22 protein-coding genes are annotated in these 22,449 nt (G+C 68.8%); 6 read left to right on the forward strand and 16 right to left on the reverse strand.

The genetic code is table 11. From position 1 onward, the window contains the following. Positions 1–40: 40 nt before the first annotated feature. From FHR96_RS14755 to FHR96_RS14765, 3 genes are all read right to left on the reverse strand, one after another. Positions 41–1,459, reverse strand: a complete 1,419-nt coding sequence (locus tag FHR96_RS14755) for a hypothetical protein (RefSeq protein WP_183388457.1) — start codon at positions 1,457–1,459, stop codon at positions 41–43. A 224-nt stretch (positions 1,460–1,683) separates the two neighbouring features. Beyond that, positions 1,684–4,251, reverse strand: a complete 2,568-nt coding sequence (locus FHR96_RS14760; RefSeq protein ID WP_183388458.1) for an ABC transporter permease — start codon at positions 4,249–4,251, stop codon at positions 1,684–1,686. After that, positions 4,248–4,964, reverse strand: coding sequence for an ABC transporter ATP-binding protein (locus tag FHR96_RS14765; RefSeq protein WP_183388515.1), 717 nt, complete (start codon positions 4,962–4,964; stop codon positions 4,248–4,250). Before FHR96_RS14765 ends, FHR96_RS14760 begins: the two co-directional genes overlap by 4 nt. A 10-nt stretch (positions 4,965–4,974) precedes the next feature. On the opposite strand from FHR96_RS14765, the gene FHR96_RS14770 reads away from it, so the two are divergent. Continuing rightward, positions 4,975–5,649, forward strand: coding sequence for an arylesterase (locus FHR96_RS14770; RefSeq protein ID WP_183388459.1), 675 nt, complete (start codon positions 4,975–4,977; stop codon positions 5,647–5,649). Here the strand turns inward: FHR96_RS14770 and FHR96_RS14775 are convergent. Both FHR96_RS14775 and FHR96_RS14780 read right to left on the reverse strand, forming a co-directional pair. Next, positions 5,646–6,536, reverse strand: a complete 891-nt coding sequence (locus FHR96_RS14775; protein WP_183388460.1) for a DMT family transporter — start codon at positions 6,534–6,536, stop codon at positions 5,646–5,648. The two genes, FHR96_RS14770 and FHR96_RS14775, sit on opposite strands and share 4 nt — an antisense overlap. Positions 6,537–6,764: 228 nt before the next feature. Then, positions 6,765–7,034, reverse strand: coding sequence for a SelT/SelW/SelH family protein (locus FHR96_RS14780; protein WP_183388461.1), 270 nt, complete (start codon positions 7,032–7,034; stop codon positions 6,765–6,767). Positions 7,035–7,088: 54 nt separating this feature from the next. On the opposite strand from FHR96_RS14780, the gene FHR96_RS14785 reads away from it, so the two are divergent. The 5 genes from FHR96_RS14785 (at position 7,089) to FHR96_RS14805 (ending at position 12,702) form a co-directional block, all read left to right on the forward strand. Beyond that, positions 7,089–8,402 carry an MFS transporter gene (locus FHR96_RS14785; RefSeq protein WP_183388462.1) on the forward strand — a complete coding sequence of 438 codons (1,314 nt, stop codon included), beginning with the start codon at positions 7,089–7,091 and terminating at the stop codon, positions 8,400–8,402. Positions 8,403–8,506: 104 nt separating this feature from the next. After that, complete coding sequence (locus FHR96_RS14790; RefSeq protein WP_183388463.1) at positions 8,507–8,941, forward strand: PAS domain S-box protein; 435 nt, start codon at positions 8,507–8,509, stop codon at positions 8,939–8,941. Between the two features lie 243 nt (positions 8,942–9,184). Next, positions 9,185–9,397 (forward strand): PA3496 family putative envelope integrity protein, encoded by a 213-nt coding sequence (locus FHR96_RS14795; RefSeq protein WP_183388464.1) that lies wholly within the window; start codon positions 9,185–9,187, stop codon positions 9,395–9,397. 109 nt (positions 9,398–9,506) lie between these two features. Beyond that, positions 9,507–11,168 (forward strand): energy-dependent translational throttle protein EttA, encoded by a 1,662-nt coding sequence (gene ettA, locus FHR96_RS14800; RefSeq protein ID WP_183388465.1) that lies wholly within the window; start codon positions 9,507–9,509, stop codon positions 11,166–11,168. A gap of 196 nt (positions 11,169–11,364) precedes the next feature. Continuing rightward, on the forward strand, positions 11,365–12,702 hold the full coding sequence (locus tag FHR96_RS14805; RefSeq protein WP_183388466.1) for a DUF2254 domain-containing protein: 1,338 nt from the start codon (positions 11,365–11,367) through the stop codon (positions 12,700–12,702). Here FHR96_RS14805 and lpxL read toward each other — a convergent pair. The 11 genes from lpxL to ftsB all read right to left on the reverse strand — a co-directional run bounded on the left by lpxL (position 12,696) and on the right by ftsB (position 22,379). Then, the gene (gene lpxL, locus FHR96_RS14810; protein WP_183388467.1) at positions 12,696–13,610 is read right to left on the reverse strand and encodes an LpxL/LpxP family Kdo(2)-lipid IV(A) lauroyl/palmitoleoyl acyltransferase; all 915 of its coding nucleotides are present in this window, start codon (positions 13,608–13,610) and stop codon (positions 12,696–12,698) included. The two genes, FHR96_RS14805 and lpxL, sit on opposite strands and share 7 nt — an antisense overlap. A gap of 19 nt (positions 13,611–13,629) precedes the next feature. Next, positions 13,630–14,730: an alanine racemase gene (gene alr / locus FHR96_RS14815; RefSeq protein ID WP_183388468.1), complete on the reverse strand. Its 1,101-nt coding sequence runs from the start codon at positions 14,728–14,730 to the stop codon at positions 13,630–13,632. Between the two features lie 201 nt (positions 14,731–14,931). Continuing rightward, on the reverse strand, positions 14,932–15,921 hold the full coding sequence (gene rpoS, locus FHR96_RS14820; protein WP_183388469.1) for an RNA polymerase sigma factor RpoS: 990 nt from the start codon (positions 15,919–15,921) through the stop codon (positions 14,932–14,934). A gap of 116 nt (positions 15,922–16,037) precedes the next feature. Next, positions 16,038–17,183 (reverse strand): peptidoglycan DD-metalloendopeptidase family protein, encoded by a 1,146-nt coding sequence (locus tag FHR96_RS14825; RefSeq protein WP_183388470.1) that lies wholly within the window; start codon positions 17,181–17,183, stop codon positions 16,038–16,040. Further along, on the reverse strand, positions 17,176–18,153 hold the full coding sequence (locus tag FHR96_RS14830) for a DUF368 domain-containing protein (RefSeq protein WP_246392982.1): 978 nt from the start codon (positions 18,151–18,153) through the stop codon (positions 17,176–17,178). Before FHR96_RS14830 ends, FHR96_RS14825 begins: the two co-directional genes overlap by 8 nt. A gap of 193 nt (positions 18,154–18,346) precedes the next feature. Beyond that, positions 18,347–19,039: a protein-L-isoaspartate(D-aspartate) O-methyltransferase gene (locus FHR96_RS14835; RefSeq protein WP_183388471.1), complete on the reverse strand. Its 693-nt coding sequence runs from the start codon at positions 19,037–19,039 to the stop codon at positions 18,347–18,349. After that, positions 19,026–19,772, reverse strand: coding sequence for a 5'/3'-nucleotidase SurE (gene surE, locus FHR96_RS14840; RefSeq protein ID WP_183388472.1), 747 nt, complete (start codon positions 19,770–19,772; stop codon positions 19,026–19,028). Before surE ends, FHR96_RS14835 begins: the two co-directional genes overlap by 14 nt. After that, positions 19,744–20,877 carry a tRNA pseudouridine(13) synthase TruD gene (gene truD, locus FHR96_RS14845; protein WP_183388473.1) on the reverse strand — a complete coding sequence of 378 codons (1,134 nt, stop codon included), beginning with the start codon at positions 20,875–20,877 and terminating at the stop codon, positions 19,744–19,746. The genes surE and truD overlap by 29 nt, the downstream gene beginning before the upstream one ends. Next, on the reverse strand, positions 20,870–21,355 hold the full coding sequence (ispF, locus tag FHR96_RS14850; RefSeq protein ID WP_281378408.1) for a 2-C-methyl-D-erythritol 2,4-cyclodiphosphate synthase: 486 nt from the start codon (positions 21,353–21,355) through the stop codon (positions 20,870–20,872). Before ispF ends, truD begins: the two co-directional genes overlap by 8 nt. Then, positions 21,355–22,083, reverse strand: a complete 729-nt coding sequence (gene ispD, locus FHR96_RS14855) for a 2-C-methyl-D-erythritol 4-phosphate cytidylyltransferase (protein ID WP_183388475.1) — start codon at positions 22,081–22,083, stop codon at positions 21,355–21,357. The genes ispF and ispD overlap by 1 nt, the downstream gene beginning before the upstream one ends. Then, positions 22,080–22,379 carry a cell division protein FtsB gene (gene ftsB / locus FHR96_RS14860; RefSeq protein WP_183388476.1) on the reverse strand — a complete coding sequence of 100 codons (300 nt, stop codon included), beginning with the start codon at positions 22,377–22,379 and terminating at the stop codon, positions 22,080–22,082. Before ftsB ends, ispD begins: the two co-directional genes overlap by 4 nt. Positions 22,380–22,449: the final 70 nt, after the last annotated feature.

Here is a 22,449-nt window from a genome sequence, read left to right on the forward strand (position 1 = left end):
TCATTTCTCATGTGCGCTTCAGTAATTCTGAAGGCCGATCTCAGCGGGTCTCCACCCGCATCGAGAGCTTGCTCGGCAGCCCCAGGGGATCCGCAGCCAGCGTGTCCGCATCACTCTCCGGTGGCAGGGTCAGGTGCACCGTGAGTTCGCCGGCCTGGCCCACCATCATGTCCACCACGCCGTTCAGCAGCGCACCGACCTCCGGCCCGAGCATGGTACCGAAGCCCTTGGCCTGGGTGCGTGCCTGGTCGAGGAACTCGGCCTCGCTGACGCCTCGGCTGGCCGCCATCACCGCCGGCATGCGACCGAACAGGCCCAGGTCGGCAAGCGTGGTATCGATTCGACCGCCGAGCAGGGTGACCCCACGCAGGTCCTCCATCTCGGCCAGGTAGGCCGCCGGCTCCACGCCCTCCGGCAGGCTCACCGGCAGTTCGGCATCGATGTTCCAACGGAAGGCATCGCCGGCGGTGATCTGGCCTTCGCCATTCAGCAGGCTTTTCCGTCCCAGGGCTTCCCAGCGACCATCGAACTCGGCATCCAGGGCCAGCCTGCCGCTGCCGCCGGTGAGCACGTTGCTGGCCAGGCGCAGCTCGGTGCGCTTCTCGGGCGGCGCCAGTTCGATCATTCGCGCCAGGTCCAGGTCGAGCGACTCGAGGCGCATTCCCCCCTCGCCGTCGCGCATGTCGCCGTCATAGGTCAGCCGCGCCAGGTCGGCCACCAGGCGATCCGACACGATGCTCAGATCATTCAGCGTCATCTGATCCAGGGTGGGCTCCTTGCCGTCGTCCTGCAGGTGACGCATCCCGTCGAGGCTCAACGAGGCCAGCGTGAAGTCGCCGTCACCCATCTCCTCGAGCCCTTCCCCATGCCCCTCGATGCCGCTCATTTCCAGGTGGCCGATGGCCTGTCGCGACAGCTCGGTGGCATGCAGCCGCTCCATCGTCAGCCAGCCACTGGACGGGTCCGTGGGGGGCAGGGTCTTCTTGCCGTCGGCGGAGGTAACGAGAGCCGCCTCGAGTTCCAGGCGCAGCCCCTCGGCGGTGAGCTCGTCGGCCTCGAAGTCGACGTCGCGCAGCGGCCCCTCGGGCCACGGCAGCGGCCCGCCGGGGCCGTCGAGGCGCACCCGGTCGGCGGTCAGCACACCGGCCTCGCTGCCGGTGCGCTCGAGCCGCAGGCCCTCCATGACGACCGCATCGGGATGTTCATAGTCCCCCTCGACGACGTAGCGCGCCACGTCCAGCCTCGAGCCATCGTCATCGACGAAGCTCAGGTCCTCGGCCGCGGTCTCGCCGCCGAGCAGGCTGTCGGACACCTTGCCGATGGTGAGTTCGCCGGGCGCCTCGGCGAAGCGCTGGCGCAGATCGCTCTCGAGGTGATCGGCATCGGCCTGCGCCAGGCCGCAGGGCAGCATGGCGAGAAAGGCAGCGAGCGCGGCGGCTCGCGAGGGGGTCGTACGCATGAGGGTCACCTCCCTGATGATCCCGCCTGCGGGCGTCAGCGCGGCTCAGCGAGACGCGCCTCGAGCAGGCGATTGGCGTAATCCAGCACCGCCAGACGGGCACGGCGCTTGTCGCAGTGTCGATCGGGAACCGACTCCCGTCGACGCCGAGAGTATGAACGAACTTGGGGGCAATGGCTCGGCACGCTCTTATGCTCCCCTTTTGGATGCCGGATGCGTCTCGATCAAGTTTCGCCGAGCAACCCCAGACTCTCCGCCGGCGCCCTGCGCCGTATGCCCCTCGACAGCCACTGGCCGATCACGCCGACCAGCAGCGCTCCACCCAGCGGCAGCGCGATCCACAGCCAGGGATGCCAACGCGGCGCCAGGTCCAGCCAACCTCCGTATAGCCCGGCGGCGGCCAGCTCGGTCAGCGCCGCGGCGAGCAGGCCGCTGGCCAGGCCCAGCAGCGCATATTCGGCGCCCTGCACTCGCGACAGCAGCCGATCACCGGCGCCGAACACCCGCAGCAGTCCGGCCTCATGGGCGCGTACCGGCAGGCTGGCAGTCAGCGCGGCATAGAGCACGCTGACGCCGGCCAGCAGCACCAGGCCCAGCACCAGTTCCACGGCCCGGGTGACCTTGGCGAGCACCTCGCGCACCCGCTCGAGGATCGCCTCCACGTCGAGCAGGGTCACGCCGGGGAATTCCCGCACCAGGCGGCGCAGGGTATCGCGATCGTCGGCCGCCAGGTGGAAGGCGGTGATATAGCTGTGGCCGAAGCGCTCCAGCACCCCCGGGGGGAAAATCACGTAGAAGTTGGGTCGAAAGCTGTCCCAGTCCAGCTCGCGCAGGCTGGCGATTCGCCCGTCGACAGTGGCGCTGCCGACGCTGAAGGTCAGGAGATCGCCGAGCCCGAGGCCCAGGCGCTCGGCCAAGCCACTCTCCACCGAGATCGGCACCGGCGAGGCGCGATCGCCCTCTCGCGTCGCCCCGCCAGCATCCTCGAACCACTCGCCGGCCACCAGGCGGTTGCCCTCCGGCAGGTCGGCGCGCCAGGTCAAGTTGAGCTCGCGGCGCAGGGCATTGTCGCCGCGCGCCTCCGCCGGCACCGCCTCGCGGGGCGGCCGGCCATCGATGGCGGTGAGCCGACCGCGCACCATGGGGTAAAGCGCGCTGCGCGCCTCGGCGGCCTCGTTCAGGGCGTCGGCGAAGGCATCGCGCTCGGCGGGCTGGATGTTGATGGCGAACTGGTTGGGCGTGTCTTGCGGCAGCTGGTCCCGCCAGGCGTCGAGCAGGTCGCCGCGCACCAGGGCGATCATCGCCATGGCGAACAGCGCCACCGAGAAGGCCAGCAGTTGGCCGAGACTGGCGGCGCGGCGTCGAGCGAGCTGGCGACCGCCCAGGCGCAGCGCCTGGAGCGGCCCCGAGCCGCCACGCCGAGGCAGTCGGGCGCAGAGCGCCAGCAGCGCGCTCAGCAACAGCCCGCCGAGCCCCCACAGGATCGCCAACGCCAGGCCGCCGCCGAGCAGCAGCGAAACCGCCAGGACAAGGTCGCCGGAATACAGCCACAGCAGCGCCCCGAAGACCAGGCCGGCGACGCCCACCACCCACCAGGCGGACGCCGGCAGTGGATCGAGCTCGCGGCGCAGTACCTTGAGCGCGCTGACCCGTCGCAGGCGCAGCAGGGTCGGGCCGGCGAACCCGGCCAGCACCGCCAGCGCGGTGAGCACACCGAGCGCCAGCGGCATGAGCCCCGGCGGCGGCAGTTCCACCGTCACCAGGCTGCCGAGCAGACCCAGCAGCAGCGCCTGACCGGCCAGCCCGAGCAGCGCGCCCAGCGCCGCGGCAGCCAACGACAGCCACAGCAGCTGCAGCGCGAACAGCCTTACCAGGTCTGCCTGGCGAGCCCCGAAGCAGCGCAGCAGGGCCGCGGTGTCCAGATGACGCTCGACGTAGCGACGAGTGGCCATGGCCACCGCCACGCCGGCCAACAGCACCGCGGCGAGACCGGCCAGGCTCAGGTAGCGGTCGGCGCGGGACAGTGCGCTGCCAAGCCTCGGCCGGTCGCGGCGCACGTCGCGCACCTCGACGCCCTCGTCGCGCAGCCGCTCGAGCCGGGACGTGACGGCCTCCACCGCGGCCGGCGAGCCGGCGGCCAGGATCTCGTACTCGATGCGCGAACCGGGCTGGATCAGCCCGGTGGCGTCCAGGTCGTCGACGTGCACCATCAGCCGCGGGTTGAAGCTGCCGAAGCCTGCCGAGGGGTCGGCCTCGCGTTCGATCACTCCGCTCACCTCGAGCTCCGCCCGGCCCAGCCGCAGCCGGTCACCGACCCCGAGGTCGAGCAGCAGCGCCAGGCGCGGGGCGACCCACGCCGTGCCCCGGGCGGGCCCGCTGGCCAGCGCCTCGGGGCCCGTACCACGATCGACCCTCGAGACACCGTAGTGGGGATAGGCATCGTCCACCGCCTTGACGCTGACCGGCTGGAAGGCATCGCCGTGGCTGACCATGGACACCATGTCGACCTGGTCGGAGAGCGTCAGTCCGGCGTCCTCCAGGGCGCCACGCAGCGCGGCGTCGAAGGGGCGTGACTGCTCGAGGACGATGTCACCGCCCAGCAGCTGCCCGGCCTGGCGGGTCAGGCCGCGCTCGAGGCGGTCGAGGAAGAAGCCGATCATGGTGGCGGCGGCCACCGCCAGGACCAGCGCCACGAACAGCGCACGCACGTCGCCGGCGCGCAGGTCGCGCCCGAGCCCCTTCCAGGAGAGACGCACGGCGTGGCGCAGTCGCTGAGAGCGTGGCCCGGTCATGCGCCGACCTCCTCGGGCACGATCGCCGCGAGCCGCCCATCGGCGAGCGACAGGCAGCGATCGCAGCGCCGTGCCAGGGCGCGGTCGTGGGTGACCAGCACCAGGGTGGTGCCAGCCTCGCGATTCAGGGCGAACAGGCTATCGATGATACGCTCGCCGGTAGCGGGATCGAGGTTGCCGGTGGGCTCATCGGCGAACACCAGCTCGGCGCCGGTGACGAAGGCCCTGGCCAGGGCGACACGCTGCTGCTCGCCGCCCGAGAGCTGCTTGGGAAGGTGGTCTAGGCGTTCGCCGAGCCCCACACGGCCCAGCCAGTCCCGGGCCTTGGCCTCGGCATCGCCGTCCGGGGCCAGCTCGAGCGGCAGCAGCACGTTTTCCAGCGCGGTCAGGGTAGGCAGCAGCTGGAAGTTCTGGAACACGAAGCCTACCCGGCCCGCCCTCAGGGCGGCCCGGCCATCCTCGTCGAGATCGCCGAGCGGCTCGCCGAACAGCTCGAGCTCGCCGGCGCTCGGTGCATCCAGCCCGGCCAGCAGGCCGAGCAGGGTCGACTTGCCCGCGCCGCTCTGTCCGAGGATGGCCAGGCTCTCGCCGGGGAACACCTCGAGCGCCAGGTCACTCAGAATGGTCAGCGAACGCTCGCCGCTCTCCACCCGCTTGGTCAGGTGGGCGGCGCGTAGAATAGGATAGGGGTTTACTGGCGAGGAGTCGGACATGAGGTCGGTCATGAAAAAGCGCATCCCTGTTGGTCGAGCTCATGACACCCTGGCATGGTGCCTGCTCTGGGCGCTACTGGTGCTGATGGCCGCGCCGGCGATGGCCGACCAGCGCCCGCGGCTGCTGGTGATGGGCGACAGCCTGAGCGCCGCCTATGGCATCGAGCGAGACGCCGGCTGGGTCAGTCTGCTGGCCGAGCGCCTGGAGGGAAAGGCCGAGGTCATCAACGCCAGTATCAGCGGCGAGACCAGCGGTGGCGGCGCGGCCAGGCTGCCCGAGCTGCTTCGACAGCACGCCCCGGAGATCGTGCTGCTCGAACTGGGCGGCAACGACGGCCTGCGCGGGCTGCCGCCCGGTCAGCTACGCGCCAACCTGGCGGGCATGATCGAGGAGAGCCAGGCCGCTGGCGCCCAGGTGCTGCTGCTCGGCATCGATATTCCGCCCAACTACGGGCCGGCCTACCGCGACGCCTTCACCGGTGTCTATGACGATCTCGCCGAGCGCTATGAGGTGGCCCTGGTGCCCTTCCTGTTGAAAGGCGTGGCGCTCGATGAATCGCTGATGCAGGACGACGGCATCCACCCCACGGCGGCGGCCCAGCCTGCGCTGCTCGACAACGTCTGGCCGGCGCTGGCACCGCTGCTGGAACAGCAAGGCGTGGCGCTGGCCGCGCGGGGGAATTAAGCCTCGTCCGGCGTCGCCGGGGCCTTCTGCCACTGCTGCAGGGCCAGCCCGCCGAGGATCAGCACCAGCCCGACCAGGGTCGAGGGCAGGATCGGCTCGCCGACGACCAGGTACAGCAGCATCAACGACACCGGCGGCGACAGGAAGATCAGGTTGGAGACCTTGGCGGTGCGCGACACCGTCCCCACCGCCAGCTGCCAGAGCACGAAGGCGATGCCCATCTCGAACAGCCCCACGTAGACGCCGGCGGCGAGCCCGGTGACGCCGTGCCACTCCAGGCCCGGTCCCAACAGCAGCAACAGGGTCAGCACCGGCACCCCGACGCTGAAGTTCTGCCACTGGGCGACCAGCGGCGAGCGACGGTCGCGCACGTTGAGCAACCAGTACAGCGCCCAGATCAGCGTGGACACCAGCGCCAGCCCGACGCCCAGCGGATCGGCGAAGGCCACGTCGAGTACCTGGCCGCGGGTGGCGATCACCCAGACCCCGCCGTAGGCCACCAGGCCCGCCAGGATGTCCATGAGAGTGAGGCGCTGGCCGAGAATCGGCACCGCCAGCAGCGCCATGGCCAATGCCCAGGTGTAGTTGAGCGCCATCGCCTCCTGGCCCGGCAAACGGTCATAGGCGGCAAACAGCACCAGATAGTAGGCCACCGGGTTCATCAGCCCGGCCCATGCCGCAGTGCGCCAGCCTCGCTTGAGCGCCTCGCCGAGCAGCCCGCGGCGCACCACCAGCACGCCGATCACCGCCCAGGAGACCAGCGCGGCAATCCACATCAGCTCCAGCGGGGCCATTCGCTCGAGCGCCACCTTGAAGGCAGTGGCCACCGTGGACCAGAGCGCGACGGCGCCCAGCCCGTAGAGCATGGCGCGACGATCCGTTGTCATGACGTCTCCCGTCTATTCTCCATAACCTGCCGCCCGCAGCCCGCAGCCCGCAGCCCGCAGCCCCGCAGCCCGTAGCCGCTTCCAATAGCCCGCAGCCCGCAGCCCGTAGCCCGTAGCCGCTTCCAATAGCCCGCAGCCCGCAGCCCGCAGCCCGCAGCCCGCAGCCCGCAGCCCGCAGCCCGCAGCCCGCAGCCCGCAGCCCGCAGCCCGCAGCCCGCAGCCGCCAGATTATCGATCGATATGGCCCAGGTCCCGCTCGGGATCGAGGCGGTCGCGGACCTTCTGCTTGAGCGTCTTGACGTCGGGGAAGCCGCCGTCTCGCTTGCGCTCCCAGAGGCTCACGTCGCCGAAGAAGACCTCGAAGTAGCCGCCGTGGGACGGCACCAGGGCCACCTCCTCGAGGTCCTCACCGAAGGTCGACAGCAGTTCCTGTGCATACCAGGCACTGCGCAGCAGCCATTGGCACTGGGTACAGTAGTGAATGCGAATACGTGACACGATGCCCTTCCTGTCGCAACAATAAGCGCTTCATCCTACCAGCGAGGAGCTCCCATGGCCGCCCCCGAGATCAGCCAGACCCGCCTCTTCGAGCGGCTGACCGGCGACGAGGACAGCCGGATGTGCAAGGACATCCCCGACGAGGCCTGCCAGGAGCAGCCGCGCAACTTCTTCCTGCACCTGGCGGCCTCGCTCGGCAACAAGCTGGCCGACGAGCTGGCCAGCGCCCGGCTGGTGCTGCCCTGGCTGCTCGGGGCGATCGGCGCCCCGGTGTGGATGGTTGGGATGCTGGTACCGATCCGCGAGGCCGGCGCCTTGCTGCCCCAGGTGTTCGTGGCCGGATTCATCCGCGGCCGCCCAAAGCGCAAGGGGGTGTGGGTGGCCGGCGGCATCCTCCAGGCGCTGGCCGCGGCGGCCCTCGCGCTGCTGGCGCTGTTCGGCCACGGCGGGCTCGGCGGCGCCCTGGTGCTCGCCGTGCTGGTGGCGCTGTCGCTGGCCCGAGGCCTGTCGTCGATCGCCACCAAGGACGTGCTCGGCAAGACCATCGCCAAGCAGCGCCGCGGTACCCTGATGGGCTGGAGCGGCAGCCTGGCGGGCGCCGCCACCCTGGTCGCCGGCGTGGTGCTGATGGCCTTCAGCGACCGTCCCGGCGAGCTCGCCCTGGCCGCGCTGCTCGCGGTAGCTGCCCTGGGCTGGGCCGTGAATGCGCTGTGCGCCGCGCGTATCCGCGAGGTGCCCGGCGCCTCGGAAGGCGGCGACAGCATCGCCTCGACGCTGCGCGAGGGCCTGCGCCTGCTGCGCAAGGACCGCACCTTCCGCCACTTCAACCTGTCCCGCGCACTGCTGCTGTCGAGCGCCCTGGCGCTACCCTACGTGGCCCTGCTCGGCCAGCGCCAGAGCGGCGCCGAGCTCGGCGACCTGGGCGTGCTGGTGATCGTCTCCGGCATCGCCGGCATGGTGGCGAGCCCCGTGTGGGGAAAGCGCGCCGACGACTCGAGTCGCCGGGTGATGCGCCTCGCCGCCCTGGGCACCGCCGTATGCTGCGCCGCCGGCGCGCTGCTGGCCTGGCTGCCCGGCGCCTGGACGGCGAGCGTCTGGCCCTATGCCCTGCTCTACGCGCTGCTGGTGATCGTCCACGCCGGGGCCCGGCTGGGACGCAAGACCTATGTCGTCGACCTGGCCGGCGCCGAGGACCGCGCCCTCTACGTGGCGCTCTCCAACACCCTGACCGGTGTGCTGATGCTGATCGTCGGCGGGCTGGTCGGCGCCCTGGCCCAGTGGCTCGGCAGCGGCGCCCTGCTGCTGGCGCTGGGCGTCACCGCGCTGGCCGCCGCGGCCAGCGCCACGCGGTTGCCGGAGGTCGAATGAGTGGCTCCGACGTTGAAATCCCGGTCCCGGCTGGCCATGATATTTTACAAAGGGGCGGCGCCTGGCCGCGCCGTCCATCACGCTCTCGCGACAGGAATGCCTCGATGAAACGCCCGCCCCTGATCAGCCCGGACCTGCTGGAACGAATGGTCGATGCCTCCGAGGACGGTATCGTCGTCGCCGAGCAGGAGGGCGACGAGAATATCCTGATCTACGTCAATCAAGGCTTCGAGCGACTGACCGGCTACAGCGCCGACGAGATCCTCTACCGCGACTGCCGCTTCCTGCAGAACGAGGACCGCGATCAACCGGCCCTCGCCACGATTCGCAAGGCGCTCGCCGAGGGCCGCCCGTGCCGCGAGGTGCTGCGTAACTACAAGAAGGACGGCACGCTCTTCTACAACGAGCTGTCGATCACTCCCGTCTTCGACGAGAACGACGCCCTCACCTACTTCATCGGCGTGCAGAAGGACGTCACCGAACGCGTCGAGGCCCAGCAGGAGCTCGAGCGACTCAAGGCCGAGCACGGCCTTTCCTGAATCTCTCACGTCGGCGCCTTCGGGCGGGCGTCGACGGCCAATGGCGTGACGCCTCGGATCCCGGCTTCAGCCAGCACGGCAAGGCGTCATGATATTTCTTGCCTTCTCCTCTTGCGCTTGGCCGCATCTCCCCTTATATAGCCGTCAGGTGCCCGTCAAGGGCATCCTGGGGCCCCGCTCGATGCGGGGTGTCGGATCCGCTTCTGCCGCTCCCCGAGCGGCACGGCCATGGGAGGACCTCGCATGCGCCAGAATGCCCATCACGAAGAAACCCTCGACGACGACTTCTACGACGACGATCAGGACGAGGCCGTCAACGACCACGATTATCGCCGCGCCCGCCCGGCCAGCCGCACCGAACAGCTGCGCGCTCGACGACGCCTGGAGACCCTGCTCGAGGAGCGCCGCCTGAAACGCGCCATCGAGGACGACTGGGGGATCGACGAGGAGGAGTGAGAATCGAGATTCGAGGTGCGTGGCCGGCCCTGGCCATTCCTCCGCCCGGGCTCTATCATCATGGGCCAGCGCATTCTCAATCCGTTCTTTACAACCTTAGTGAGATTCCATGGCGCAATACGTCTACACCATGAATCGGGTGGGCAAGGTCGTGCCCCCCAAGAAGCAGATTCTCAAGGACATCTCGCTGTCCTTCTTCCCGGGCGCCAAGATCGGCGTGCTGGGCCTCAACGGCGCCGGCAAGTCGACGCTGCTGCGCATCATGGCCGGCGTCGATACCGAATTCGAGGGCGAGGCCCGCCCGATGCCGGGCATCAACGTCGGCTACCTGCCCCAGGAGCCGCAGCTCGACGACGAGAAGAACGTTCGCGAGACCGTGGAAGAGGCCCTTGGCGCCATCAAGGAGGCCCAGGAGAAACTCGACGGCGTCTATGCCGCCTACGCCGAGCCCGACGCCGACTTCGACGCCCTGGCCGCCGAGCAGGCGCGGCTCGAGAACATCATCGAGGCCGCCGACGCCCACAACCTCGAGCGCAAGCTCGAAGTGGCCGCCGAGGCCCTGCGCCTGCCGCCCTGGGAAGCCCGGGTAGGCAACCTGTCCGGGGGCGAGCGGCGGCGCGTGGCGCTGTGCCGCCTGCTGCTCTCGAGCCCCGACATGCTGCTGCTGGACGAGCCGACCAACCACCTGGACGCCGAGTCCGTGGCCTGGCTGGAGCGCTTCCTGCACGACTACAGCGGCACCGTGGTGGCGATCACCCACGACCGCTACTTCCTCGACAACGTGGCCGGCTGGATCCTCGAGCTGGACCGCGGCGAAGGCATCCCCTTCGAGGGCAACTACTCCCAGTGGCTCGAAGCCAAGGAGCAGCGCCTGGAACGGGAGGCCAAGCAGGAGGCCTCGCGCCAGAAGGCCATCAAGCACGAGCTCGAGTGGGTGCGCTCCAACGCCAAGGGGCGCCAGGCCAAGAGCAAGGCGCGCCTCAACCGCTTCGAGGAGATGCAGTCCGGCGACTTCCAGAAGCGCAACGAGACCAACGAGATCTACATTCCGCCCGGTCCGCGCCTGGGTGACAAGGTCGTCGAGTTCCACGGCGTGTCCAAGGCCTTCGATGACAAGCTGCTCTACGAGAACCTGGACTTCGCGATTCCGCCCGGCGCCATCGTCGGCATCGTCGGCGGCAACGGCGCCGGCAAGTCGACCCTGTTCAAGCTGATCAACGGCACCGAACAGCCGGACACCGGCGAGGTCGTCAGGGGCGAGACCGTCGACATCGCCTACGTGGAACAGCTGCGCGATGCCCTGGACAACAAGCAGACGGTGTGGGAAGCGGTCTCCGACGGCCAGGACATCCTCAACATCAACGGCTATGAAGTGTCCTCGCGGGCCTACGTGGGCCGCTTCAACTTCAAGGGCAACGACCAGCAGAAGCGCCTGTCGGACCTGTCCGGCGGCGAGCGCGGTCGCCTGCAGCTGGCCCAGACCCTCAAGCAGGGCGCCAACGTGCTGCTGCTCGACGAACCGTCCAACGACCTGGACATCGAGACCCTGCGCGCCCTCGAGGAGGCCCTGCTGGCCTTCCCCGGCTGTGCCCTGGTGATCTCCCACGACCGCTGGTTCCTCGACCGCATCGCCACGCATATCCTCGCCTTCGAGGGGGATTCCCACGTGGAGTTCTTCGAGGGCAACTACACCGATTACGAGGCGGATCACCGGAAGCGCGTGGGCGACGATACCCCGCATCGCATGAAATACAAGCGCATCGACGCCTGACCGGCTTCGCCGGAGCCATAAGAACGCCCGCTGCGCGGGCTGAAGCTTGAAGCTGGAAGACAACCCCACGATCTCGCGGTCGTGGGGTTGTTGCGTTGGCCCCGGCGCTAGACAGCGACGGCCGCAGCCTCCATAAGAGGACATGGCGGAGCGCGTCGCCGCGACCGCTTTCCTGCTGGCCACCCGAGGACCGGGCATGTCGCCGACGCTTCTGCTGCACCCCGTTCAGCTGTTCCGGCGCTTCGCCAACAGCATCGCCTACCTGCCGACTCTCGCCGCGGCGAGCTACGGCCTGCTGGGCCTGCTGATCCTGGTAAGCACCACCCGCGACGCCGGCTTCCCCGACGGCCTCGAGGCCTGGATTCCACCGCTGCCCGACGGCGCCCGCGGACTGCTGATCGCGCTGCTCGGCGGGATGATCTCGCTGATGGTGTTCAGCTTCTCGATGGTCATGTCGATCCTCTCCCAGGCCGGCGGCAACTTCTCCCACAAGCTGGTGTTCGGACTGATCGGCGAGCGTCGCCACCAGTGGGTGCTGGGCCACTATCTCGGCACCATCCTGCTGCTGCTCCTGCTGCTGATGGCCCCGGACGATGCCCGGGGCTGGATGGCTCCCGCCGTCTATCTGGCCTGCCTGCTGGTCGTGCACTGCCTGGGGCTGTTCGTCTATTTCATCCATGGCGCCTCGCAGTCGGTGCAGATCGACGCGGTAATCGGCGGCCTGCACGACGCCACGCTCGCGGCCATGCATCGCCAGCAGGCACGACAGCGAGGCGAGAGCTGGCGCTTCCTGGACGAGCGACCGCGGCCGCACACGCCCTGCCACGAGATCGCGATGGGCCAGGAGGGCTATGTCCAGGGCGCCGACCTCGCCGCCCTGGCCCTCCTGGCAAGGCGCCAGGACGGTCGGCTGCACCTGAGCTTTCGCTTTGGCGACTATCTGGCCCAAGGTGCCCCGCTGGCGATCCTGGAAGCCGACGAGCCACCCGACGCGGCCTGGGAGGAAGCGCTGCACGAGTGCCTGGTGCGCCTGGACGGCGAGTCGGTGAGCGAGCACTACGTCCACGGCATGACGCAGCTGATGGAGGTAGCGATCAAGGCCCTGTCGCCGGGCATCAACGATCCGGGCACCGCACGGCTGTGCCTGCACCGCCTGACCGATCTGCTGCGACATCACCTGGCCTGGCAGCCGGCCAACGCCCTGCTCGATGCGGAAGAACGGCTGCGGGTGACCTGGCCGCTGGAGCGCTTCGACAGCCTGCTGCACCGGCTGTTCGTGCCCCTGCTGCACTACGGCGGCGACGACCAGAGCGTGCTGCTGGGGCTGCTCAAGGCCTTGAAGGCGCTGTCGCTCGAGACGCAGGGCGACGCGCTGAGCGCCCTGCAGGCCATGGCCGAGCGCGTCGTGGAACGGCTCGACCGACTCTCATGCCATCCGATGGATCGGGCCTTCGTCAGCGACCGGCTGACCCGGGGGCGGCATCGCCTGGCGCTACCCGGCGAACTGCCGCCCGATGGCGAGGCCGCTCAGTAGAGCTTGGGCTCGCCCTTGGGGCGAGTCTTGAAGCGGCGGTGCAGCCACAGGTACTGCTCGGGGTGGCGGCGAATGGCAGCCTCGATGACGGCGTTGACCTGGGTGGCATCGGCCACGTCGTCACCGGTGGGAAAGCCCTCCAGCGGCGGCAGGTACTCCAGGGTATAGGTGCGATCATCAGGATTGCGGTGGAAGATCAGCGGCATGACCGGGGCCCCGGTCATGCGGGCTATCTTGGCGGTGAGCTTGATGGTCGCCGCCTCGACGCCGAAGAAGGGCGCGAAGACGCTGGCGTCGCGGCCGAAGTCCTGGTCAGGGGAGTACCAGACGTTGTGGCCGTCCTTGATCCTGCGCACCACGCCCCGCAGGTCATGGCGGTCGATGGCACGGCCGAAGATGCGCGACCGGGCGCGGGTCATGAAGCGCTCGAACAGCGGATTGTCGTGGGGCCGATAGACCACGTCGGCGGGAAAGAACAGCGAATGCAGCGCCCCGCCGAGGTCCAGGGTCGAGAAGTGGATACCGATGATCAGCGCGCCCTTGCCCTGGGCCTGAGCGCGTGCCATGTGCTCCTGACCCTTGAAAGTCACGCGGTGGCGCAGGTGCTCGGGATCCCGGCACCAGCCGGTGGCCGTCTCCAGGATGCCGATCCCGTTGGCGATGAAGGTCTCGCGGACCAGCCGGGCATGCTGGGCCTCATCGAGTTCCGGGAAACACAGCCGCAGGTTGGTCTCGGTGATGTGTCGCCGCCGCTTGGCGAATCGCCAGACGGTGAGGCCGATGGCCCGCCCCACCCACAGCTTGAGCCGCCAGGGCAGCCAGGCGGCGACGCGCATGGCACCGATGGACAGCCAGGTCGGCCAGTAGCGGGGGTGGGCGAAGGAGGTCGGGGTCTCGTCCTTGGACATGGGGCACTCTTACTCGGATTCAGCCACCATGATAGCGTCTCGGCACCCGCGGCAGCACCCCGGTGAGCAGCGTATAGCTGATGGTGTCGCAATGGCGAGCCACCTCGTCCACCGACAGCACCTCGCCGTTGCCCGCCCGGCCCCACAGCACCACCTCGCTGCCGATATCCGCTTCGGGGATGTCGGTGAGGTCCACGGTCAGCATGTCCATCGATACCTTGCCGGCGATGGCCGTGCGCCGTCCCTCGACCAGCACCGGGGTGCCGTCGACGGCATGCCGGTCGTAGCCGTCGCCGTAGCCGCAGGCCACCACGCCGATACGCGACGGCCGCGGGGTCGTCCAGCGACCGCCATAGCCCACGGGCTCGCCCTCTGCCAGCTCGCGCACGGCGATGATCGCCGAGCGCAGGGTCATCACCGGCTCGAGGCATCGGCTGGCGTCATTGGCATGCTCCAGTGGATCACTGCCGTAGAGCATCACCCCGGGACGATTCCAGGCGCCGTGGCTTTCAGGGCGAGCCAGGGTCGCCGGGGAATTGGCCAGGCAGGTGGGCGCGCCCAGCCGCTCGGCGAGCTCGGCGAGCAGCGTCGCCTGGCGGCGGAAATAGCCGTCGTCGAGAGCATCGGCGGTGGCGAAGTGGCTCATCAGGTGCAGATCGCAGGCATGGTCCGGCGCGTCCACCAGGCGCCGCCAGGCAGTCTCGACCCGCTCCGGCGCAAAGCCCAGCCGATGCATGCCGGAATCGACCTTGAGCCATACCGGGATCGGCCGTGCCGGACGATAGGCCATCAGCGCATCCAGCTGCCACTCGCTGTGTACCGCCATCCACAGTCCCAGGGCCTCGACGCGCTCGAGCTCGGCGGCCTCGAAAATCCCCTCCAGCAGCACGACGGGGGCGGCGATGCCGCCCTCGCGCAGGGCCTCGGCCTCCTCGATGCAGGCCACGGCGAAGGCCGGTGCCTGTCCCTCAAGCGCCCGGGCGCAGGCCACCAGGCCGTGACCGTAGGCATCCGCCTTGAGCACTGCTACCGCCTGGCTGCCAGGCGCCAGGTCACGAGCCAGGCGATAGTTGTGGCGCAGGGCGTCCAGGTCGATGTCGGCGCGCAGCGGTCGGGCCATGGGCAAGACTCCAGAAAAGGCAAAAGCCCTATTATTTTTCAATTGATCGCCATTTTCATGGCAAAAAAAGCCGAAATATATTTATTTTACAGCTTTTTCAACCAGCGAAATCGCATCAGACAGATTATTGCACCATCCAGGTTTCATAACGCAGAAAGCCAGGACAGGGTCCTGGCTTTCTGTCGAGATTCAGGGCGGTGATCACTCGAAGATGGCGTCCAGATCCAGCCCCTGCTTGTCGAGCATGCGCCTGAGCTTCTTCAACGCTTCCACCTGGATCTGGCGGACCCGCTCGCGGGTCAGGCCGATCTCCTCGCCGACCTGCTCGAGGGTCGAGGCCTCATGGCCACGCAGGCCGAAGCGGCGCACCACCACCTCGCACTGCTTGTCGGTGAGTTCGGCCAGCCAGTCGTCGACGTGCTGCTTGACGTCGCCGTCCACCAGGGTCGACTCGGGGCCCAGGTCGTTGTCGTCGGTCAGCGTCTCGATCAGCGGCTTGTCGCTCTCGGTGCCCACTGGATAGTCGACCGACGAGACCCGTTCGTTGAGCCCCATCATCTTCTTGACGGTCTCCACCGGCTTGTCGAGATAGTCGGCGATCTCTTCCGCGGTGGCCTCGTGGTCGAGCTTCTGGGTCAGCTCGCGGGCCGCCCGCAGGTAGATGTTGAGCTCCTTGACCACATGGATGGGCAGCCGAATCGTGCGGGTCTGGTTCATCAGCGCCCGCTCGATGGTCTGACGAATCCACCAGGTGGCATAAGTGGAGAAGCGGAAGCCGCGCTCCGGATCGAACTTCTCCACCGCGCGGATCAGGCCCAGGTTGCCCTCCTCGATCAGGTCGAGCAGGGTCAGTCCGCGGTTGAGGTAGCGGCGCGCGATCTTGACCACCAGGCGCAGGTTGGACTCGATCATCCGCGACCGGCCGGCGGGATCGCCCTTGCGAGCGAGACGCCCGAAGTGAACCTCTTCCTCCGGGGTCAGCAGCGGCGAGAAGCCGATCTCGTTGAGGTAGATCTGGGTCGCGTCCAGGCTGTGGTGATAGTGACGATCCTCACGGCTCAGCGCCTTCTCGAAGGCCTCGTCACTATCCGCATCTTCGGCCGCGGCGGTCTCGACCTCGACCTCCTGCTCGCTGGTTTCGGAGGCTGATTCCAGGTCCACGTCCTGCAGGTCCCGTTCAAGCATGCTCATCGATTGTCACCCCGTGGTTGCCATGGGCATCAAGTCATGCCCGAAACGATCGATGTCAGAGGTTATCATTGTAAATTTTTGTGCTGCTGAAACGAGCGACTCCGTGACCCTTCCCTTCAACGCTTGGGGAGATACTCAAGCGGGTCCTGAGGCTGGCCGTCCTTGCGCACCTCGAAGTGCAGCCTGACGTCCTCGGCGTCGCTGTCGCCCATGGTGGCGATCACCTCGCCGGCCTCGACCACATCGTTTTCCTTCACCCTGAGGGTGTCGTTGTGGGCGTAGGCACTGAGGAACTGGTCATTGTGCTTGAGCAGGATGAGGTTGCCGTAGCCACGTACGCCACTCCCCGCATAAACCACGATGCCCGGTCCGGCCGCCTTGACAGGTTGCCCCTTTTGTCCGTCGATATCAATGCCGGCGGTGATGCTCCCGCCTTCACCGAAATCGCCGACCACTTCACCGTTGACGGGCCACTGCCAGGGCACGTCATCCACCGGCGTATAGCGGCGCGACTCGCGGCTCTCGGCGGCCGGCTCACCGGCCACCTGGGTACCGGCATCGGCCTGAGCGTCGCTCTCGGCTCCGGCCTGAGCCCCGCTGTCGGCGACCTGACGCTCCTCGGCCTCTTGCGACTGTGACTGGGCCTCGGCCTGCGACTGGGTCTCGGCTTGCGCCTGAGCCTCGCGCTCGCTCCGTTCGGCCAGGTCACGCTCGCTGAGATTGCCATCCGCCCCTGGACTGTCGGCATCATAGACCGGCCCCGGCCCCTCGGTGCCGCTCCCCTCCTGGCCCTCGGCCGACGCCTGGGAGGACGCATTCCCGTTATCGGCGCTCACGCCGCTGCGTTCGGTGCTGCCATCGGGCAGCAGCCAGTCCAGCGAACCGTCGTCCTGGGTCCCGCCACCGAGGCCGGTGGCCACGGCACCTCCAGCGGACGCCGCCGCCGCGGTTACCGCCTCGCCGGACTCGCCGGCACCACCGCCGCTGGCGGCGGCACTACCGCCCAGCGACAGCTGCTGCCCCGGCTGGATGCGATAGGGCGGCTCGATTTGATTGAGTCGCGCCAGGTCGCGGTAATCCATGTCATGGCGCCAGGCGATGCCGTACAGGGTGTCTCCAGGCTCGACGGTGTAGCTGGCCGGCCGATCCGCAGCACGGCTGGCCGACAGGTCCTGGACTCGCACCGGCTGGGGCGCCTGCTGGGAGGCGGCACATCCCGCCAGGGTCAGGGCCAACCCGGAAATCAGCAATACCTTATGCATCGGAACCTTCCTCCTTGTCCTTTTGTCGGCCATCACGGGCTAAAGCGTCGCCACCGCGATGGGCTCTGCCGATGCCCCATACCAGGGCGGCACCGGCCAGCATCAGTGCCACCACGACGGGCAGCTGTGCGGGATCCCCGGTGACCTGGGTAAACCCCGAGGGGGTCAGATAGCGAAAATCGAGGGGGATCATCTGTCCGTCCGGCCCGAGCTGATAGCGGACCAGTTCCCGCCAGGGCCACAGCACCGGCAGTGAGCCAAGGATGAACCCCACCAGAAGTTGCAGGGTGGCGGTGTGAAAGCGTTCGAGCAACCAGCACAGCAGCCGCGAGAAGGCGAACAGCCCGATCAGGCAACCACCGCCGAACAGCAAGAGCACCTCCAGGTCGAAGCTACGGATCGCTGCCATCACCTTGCCATAAAGCCCCATGGTCAGCAGCAGGAAGCTACCCGACACACCGGGCAACAGCAGCGCGCTGATGGCGATGGCACCCGCCACCACCAGCACCAGTGCAGGACTGCCGAGCTGGCCGAGCCAGGGCATCAGTGCCGGCAGGGCCTGGGCCAGCAGCAGGCCGACGAGCAACGGCAACAGGTGCCAGAAACGCCAGTCGGCGGGATGCCGGCCGACCACCAGCGCCGAGGCTGCCACCAGGCCGAAGAAGAAGCCGTCGAGCAGCAGCGGCTGTGCTTCCATCAGCCACACCACCAGATGTGCCACGCTGATGAGGCTGGCGGCGATACCCGCCAGTAGCGGCACCAGGAAGGCCAGGTTGAGGTGGGCGACCAGCCCGGCCACGCCGTCCTGGCGCCAGGCCACGATGGCGCTGGGGCCAAAGCGGCGGATGGTGTAGAGCAGCTCCTCATAGATGCCGGTGACGAAGGCGATGGTGCCCCCGGAAACACCGGGCACCGCATCCGCGGCCCCCATGCCGGCGCCCCTGAGCAAGAGGCCAATTTGACGCTTCAAGAACTCACTCCCACTTTTCTATTCATCTGGCAACCGAATCGATCATCCTGATCGATTCGGTTGTCGTCCGCGCCACTCTGGCGCAGATACGTGGATCGGCTGGCGTGGCGCGGGCTCGCACCGGCCTGCCGGCCGGAAGCGGCACGCCCCAGTGCCGCGATTAACCCGACATGAAAGCTTGCCGGGTTAATCATCAACGGATGACGCCTTCCAGCAGCGGCACGAAACGCACGCGCTCGAGGCGCTGCTTCTCGAACCGGTCGCCCTGTCGACGCACCCGTACCAGCCACTGTTCGCCATCGCGGGATGCCAAGGGGGCGATCAGCACCCCGCCATCCGCCAGTTGAGCGAGCAGCGGCTCGGGCAATGCGCTGGCACAGGCCGTCAGCAGGATGACCTCGAAGGGCGCCGCCTCAGGCCAGCCGTGCCCCCCATCGGCCAGGCGCAACCGTGCGTTGTGCACGGCGAGCAGTCGTAGCCGCTCCCCGGCGCGGCGATGCAGGGCATTGATTCGCTCCACCGACCAGAGTTCCGTCACCAGTCGCGCGAGCACCAGGGTCTGGTAGCCGGATCCGGTGCCGATCTCCAGCACTCGCCCGGGGGCCTCCTCGAGGACCAGTTCGGTCATGCGCGCCACGATCCATGGCTGGGACAGCGTCTGGCCGTGGCCAATGGGCAGCGAAGTATCCTCATAGGCGCGATGCGCCAGCGCCTCGTCGAGAAACAGATGCCGCGGCTCGCTGGCCATCACCTCCAGCACCCGGCGATCGGCGATGCCCTGGCGAGCCAGTCGGTCGGCCATGCGATCGCGAGTTCGCTGCGACGTCATGCCGATGCCTTGCATCAGGCCGGGGCGCAGGCTGTGTCGGGAGTCAGGTGAGCGCATCCAACCATTCCTGCACGTCGTCGCGCGCGGCATGCCGGGTCAGGTCGGTCTGCAGCGGCGTGATGGACACGTAGCCCGCCTCGACGGCGGCAAAGTCGGTATCCGGGCCATCATCGGCGTTCTCGCCCACGGCGGCGATCCAGTAACGCTTTCGCCCGCGCGGATCGCGAACCTCCAGCGGCTCGGCCGCCGGTCCGCGATACCCCAGCCGGGTCACGCGCAGGCCGCGGATCTCGTCCCAGGGCAGGTCCGGCACGTTGACGTTGAGCAGGCTGCGCGGCGGCAGCGAGAGCCGGTCGGCGACCCCGACCAGGCTCGCCGCCACTCGCCCCGCGGTGTCGAAGTGCCGGTGCCCCACCAGCGACATGGCGATGGCGGTCATGCCCAGGTTGCGCCCTTCCATGGCGGCGGCCACGGTCCCCGAATAGAGGACGTCGTCGCCCAGGTTACCGCCATGATTGATCCCCGAGATCACCAGGTCGGGCCGCTCCTCCCAGACGCCGTTGACGCCCAGGTAGACGCAGTCCGCCGGGGTGCCGTCGACGCTGTAGAAGCCGTTGTCCAGCGTCGACAGCGCCAGGGGACGTGACAGGGTCAGGGAATTGCTGGCCCCGCTCTTGTCGCGGTCGGGGGCCACCACGCGCAGCCGCGCATGGGGAGCCAGGGCGTCATGCAGGGCACGCAGGCCCGGGGCATGTACCCCGTCATCGTTGGATAGCAACAGTCGACGCATCCACGCCTCCTCTGTCGGCACCCTCGGCGGAGGGGTGGAAATTCAGTGTCGGATGGGCGATCAGCTCGCGCAGCACCGCGGTGGCGAAGGCCCCTCGAGGCAGCGTGAAGGACAGCCAGGCCTCGCCCTCGCCGGGCTCGAGGCGCGGCGCCGCCAGGCGCAGGCGCAGCGGCCGTCGCGCCATCTTCACGCCGGCCCTCTCGAGCCCCGTGCACAGCCCGGGATGGGCCTCACGCAGAGCCTGCTCATGGGCCAGCGCCGCGTCCCGGGCTATCGACTCGCCCTGCCCCCAGAGCACGCCGCTGGGGTGCAGGTCCAGCCGCTCGGCGCGCTCGAGCAGCGACGCATCGATGGCCTCGGCGACGAAGCGACTCGCCGAGCCGTCGAGCACCACCGCCTCCCCCGAAAGCGGCACGTTCCAACTGTTGTCGGCGATGCGCGCCGCCAGCAGCTCGTTGAACAGATAGCTGCGCGCTGCGGAGAGCAGCATGCCGTCGCGGTCGTCACGCTTGCGCCAGCCGCGCGCCAGCAGGCTGGCCGCGCGATGCAGGTTGCGCCCGTCGGGGCCGAAACGCTGGGGTCCGAAGTAGTTGGCCACCCCATGATGGCATAGCCAATCCCAGCGTTCGGCGAGCCCCGGGTCATCCAGGGCCTCGCCGGTGAGGCGCAACCGAAAACGATTGGCGGCGTGCACGCCGCGCTTGAGCTTGCGGGGATGTCGGGTCACCTCGAGCAGCGTCAGCGGCAGCTCCGCCAGCCGGGCATCCAGGTCGCCCGGCGCCTCGCGGCCGGGCAGGTGCACCGAGAACCACTGACGGGTCACCGCGTGGCGATCCTTCATCCCGGCGTAGCCGACGTCCCTCGGCGTCACCTCGCAGGCCTTGGCCAATCGACGAGCGACCATGGCGGTGGTCAGATCGCGTTTTTCCAGCCACAGCCACAGGTGCTCGCCCTGTCCCTCGGGTTCGAACCCCAGATATTCCTCGACCCGGAAATCCTCGGGCGTGGCCCGATAGCCGCCGGAAAGTGGCGCGCCAAAACGCGCGTCCAGTACCCGCGGCCAGCGGGGCGGCCAGGCGATCGTCGCCTCCTTGCGTTCACTCATCGGCACCCTCCCCGACGAGCAGGGCGACCGCTTCGGCGGCGATGCCCTCGCCGCGGCCGGTGAAGCCCAGGCGCTCGGTGGTGGTGGCCTTGACGTTCACCGCACCGCGCGCGACCGCCAGATCGGCGGCGATGGCCTCGGCCATCGCCTCGACGTGGGGGGCGAGCTTCGGCGCCTGGGCCATCACGGTGGCGTCCAGATTGCCGACCCGAAAGCCCGCCTCGTGCACCTGCGCGACTACCCGGCGCAGCAGCTCGCGGCTGTCGGCTCCGGCCCAGGCCGGATCGGTGTCGGGAAAATGGCGGCCGATATCGCCCAGCGCGCAGGCACCGAGCAGGGCATCGCAGATCGCGTGGAGCAGCACATCGCCGTCGGAATGGGCGATGAACCCGCGGTCGAAGGGAATGGCGACGCCGCCAATCCTCAGGTGGTCGCCCTCGCCGAAGCGATGGACATCGAAGCCGTGGCCGATTCGCATCATGCGCTATCGTTCCTGTCTGCGTGGTGATCGTGCATCCCCTGGGCGGCGAGGATCGCCTCGGCCAGCGCCAGATCCTCGGGATGGGTGATCTTGAGGTTGTCGCGGCGGCCGGCCACCAGGCACGGCGAGAGACCGAGGGCCTCCACCGCCGAGGCCTCGTCGGTGACCGACACGCCACGTTCGGCGGCATCATGCAGGGCGCGACGCAGCAGTCCGAAGGCGAAGCCCTGAGGCGTCAGGGCATGCCATAGGCCGTCTCGGGGTTCGGTGCCAGACACGCGCCCGGCACCGTCGTCACGCTTCATGGTGTCGGCCACCGGTACGGCCAGCAGGCCCCCCACCGGATCTGCGGCGACCGTCGCCACCAGCCGGCGCAGGTCGTCGACCCGTACGCAGGGCCGGGCCACGTCGTGGACCAGTATCGGGTCGCCCTCTTGGGCCTCCCCGGCGATGGCGGCCAGGGCGTTGGCCACCGAATCGGCGCGTTCGCTCCCGCCGGGCACTCGCCGCCAGTCGGCGAAGGGCACCTCGGCCGGGTCGAAATGCGCATCGTCGGGATCCAGGCACAGACACAGCCTTGCTGCCGGAAAGGCGGCATGCAGGCGCGCCAGGGTGCATGCCAACACCGTGCGGCCGGCCAGCGACAGGTACTGCTTGGGAACGGCCGCCCTCATGCGGCGTCCGCGTCCCGCGGCCGGCACCACCAGCCAGAGTCGCTCGCTCAAGGCGCCCCTCCCTCGCCCGGGCCGGCATCCGGCACCCAGAAGAACTGCTCGTCGCGGCGCACCATGCCGATGTCGCTGCGTGCCCGCTCCTCGATGGCATCCAGGCCGTTCTTGAGATCGACCACCTCGGCGGCGAGACGGTCATTGCGCGCCCGCAGCGGCGCATTCTCGGCTTCCAGGCGATCCACCCGCTGGCGCACTTCGGCCAGCTCGCGCAGTCCGCCCTCGCCTAGCCACAGGCGATACTGCAACAGCGCCTGGAGGGCGATGAGCACGATGGCCAGCCACTTGAGCATGAAGAGGATCCGTCACCAGGGAATTCGAAGGCGTAGTATGCCATCTTCCCCCGACCGCCTCATCCACGAA

This window comes from Halomonas organivorans (assembly GCF_014192055.1).
In the GTDB taxonomy this organism is placed as follows: domain Bacteria; phylum Pseudomonadota; class Gammaproteobacteria; order Pseudomonadales; family Halomonadaceae; genus Halomonas; species Halomonas organivorans.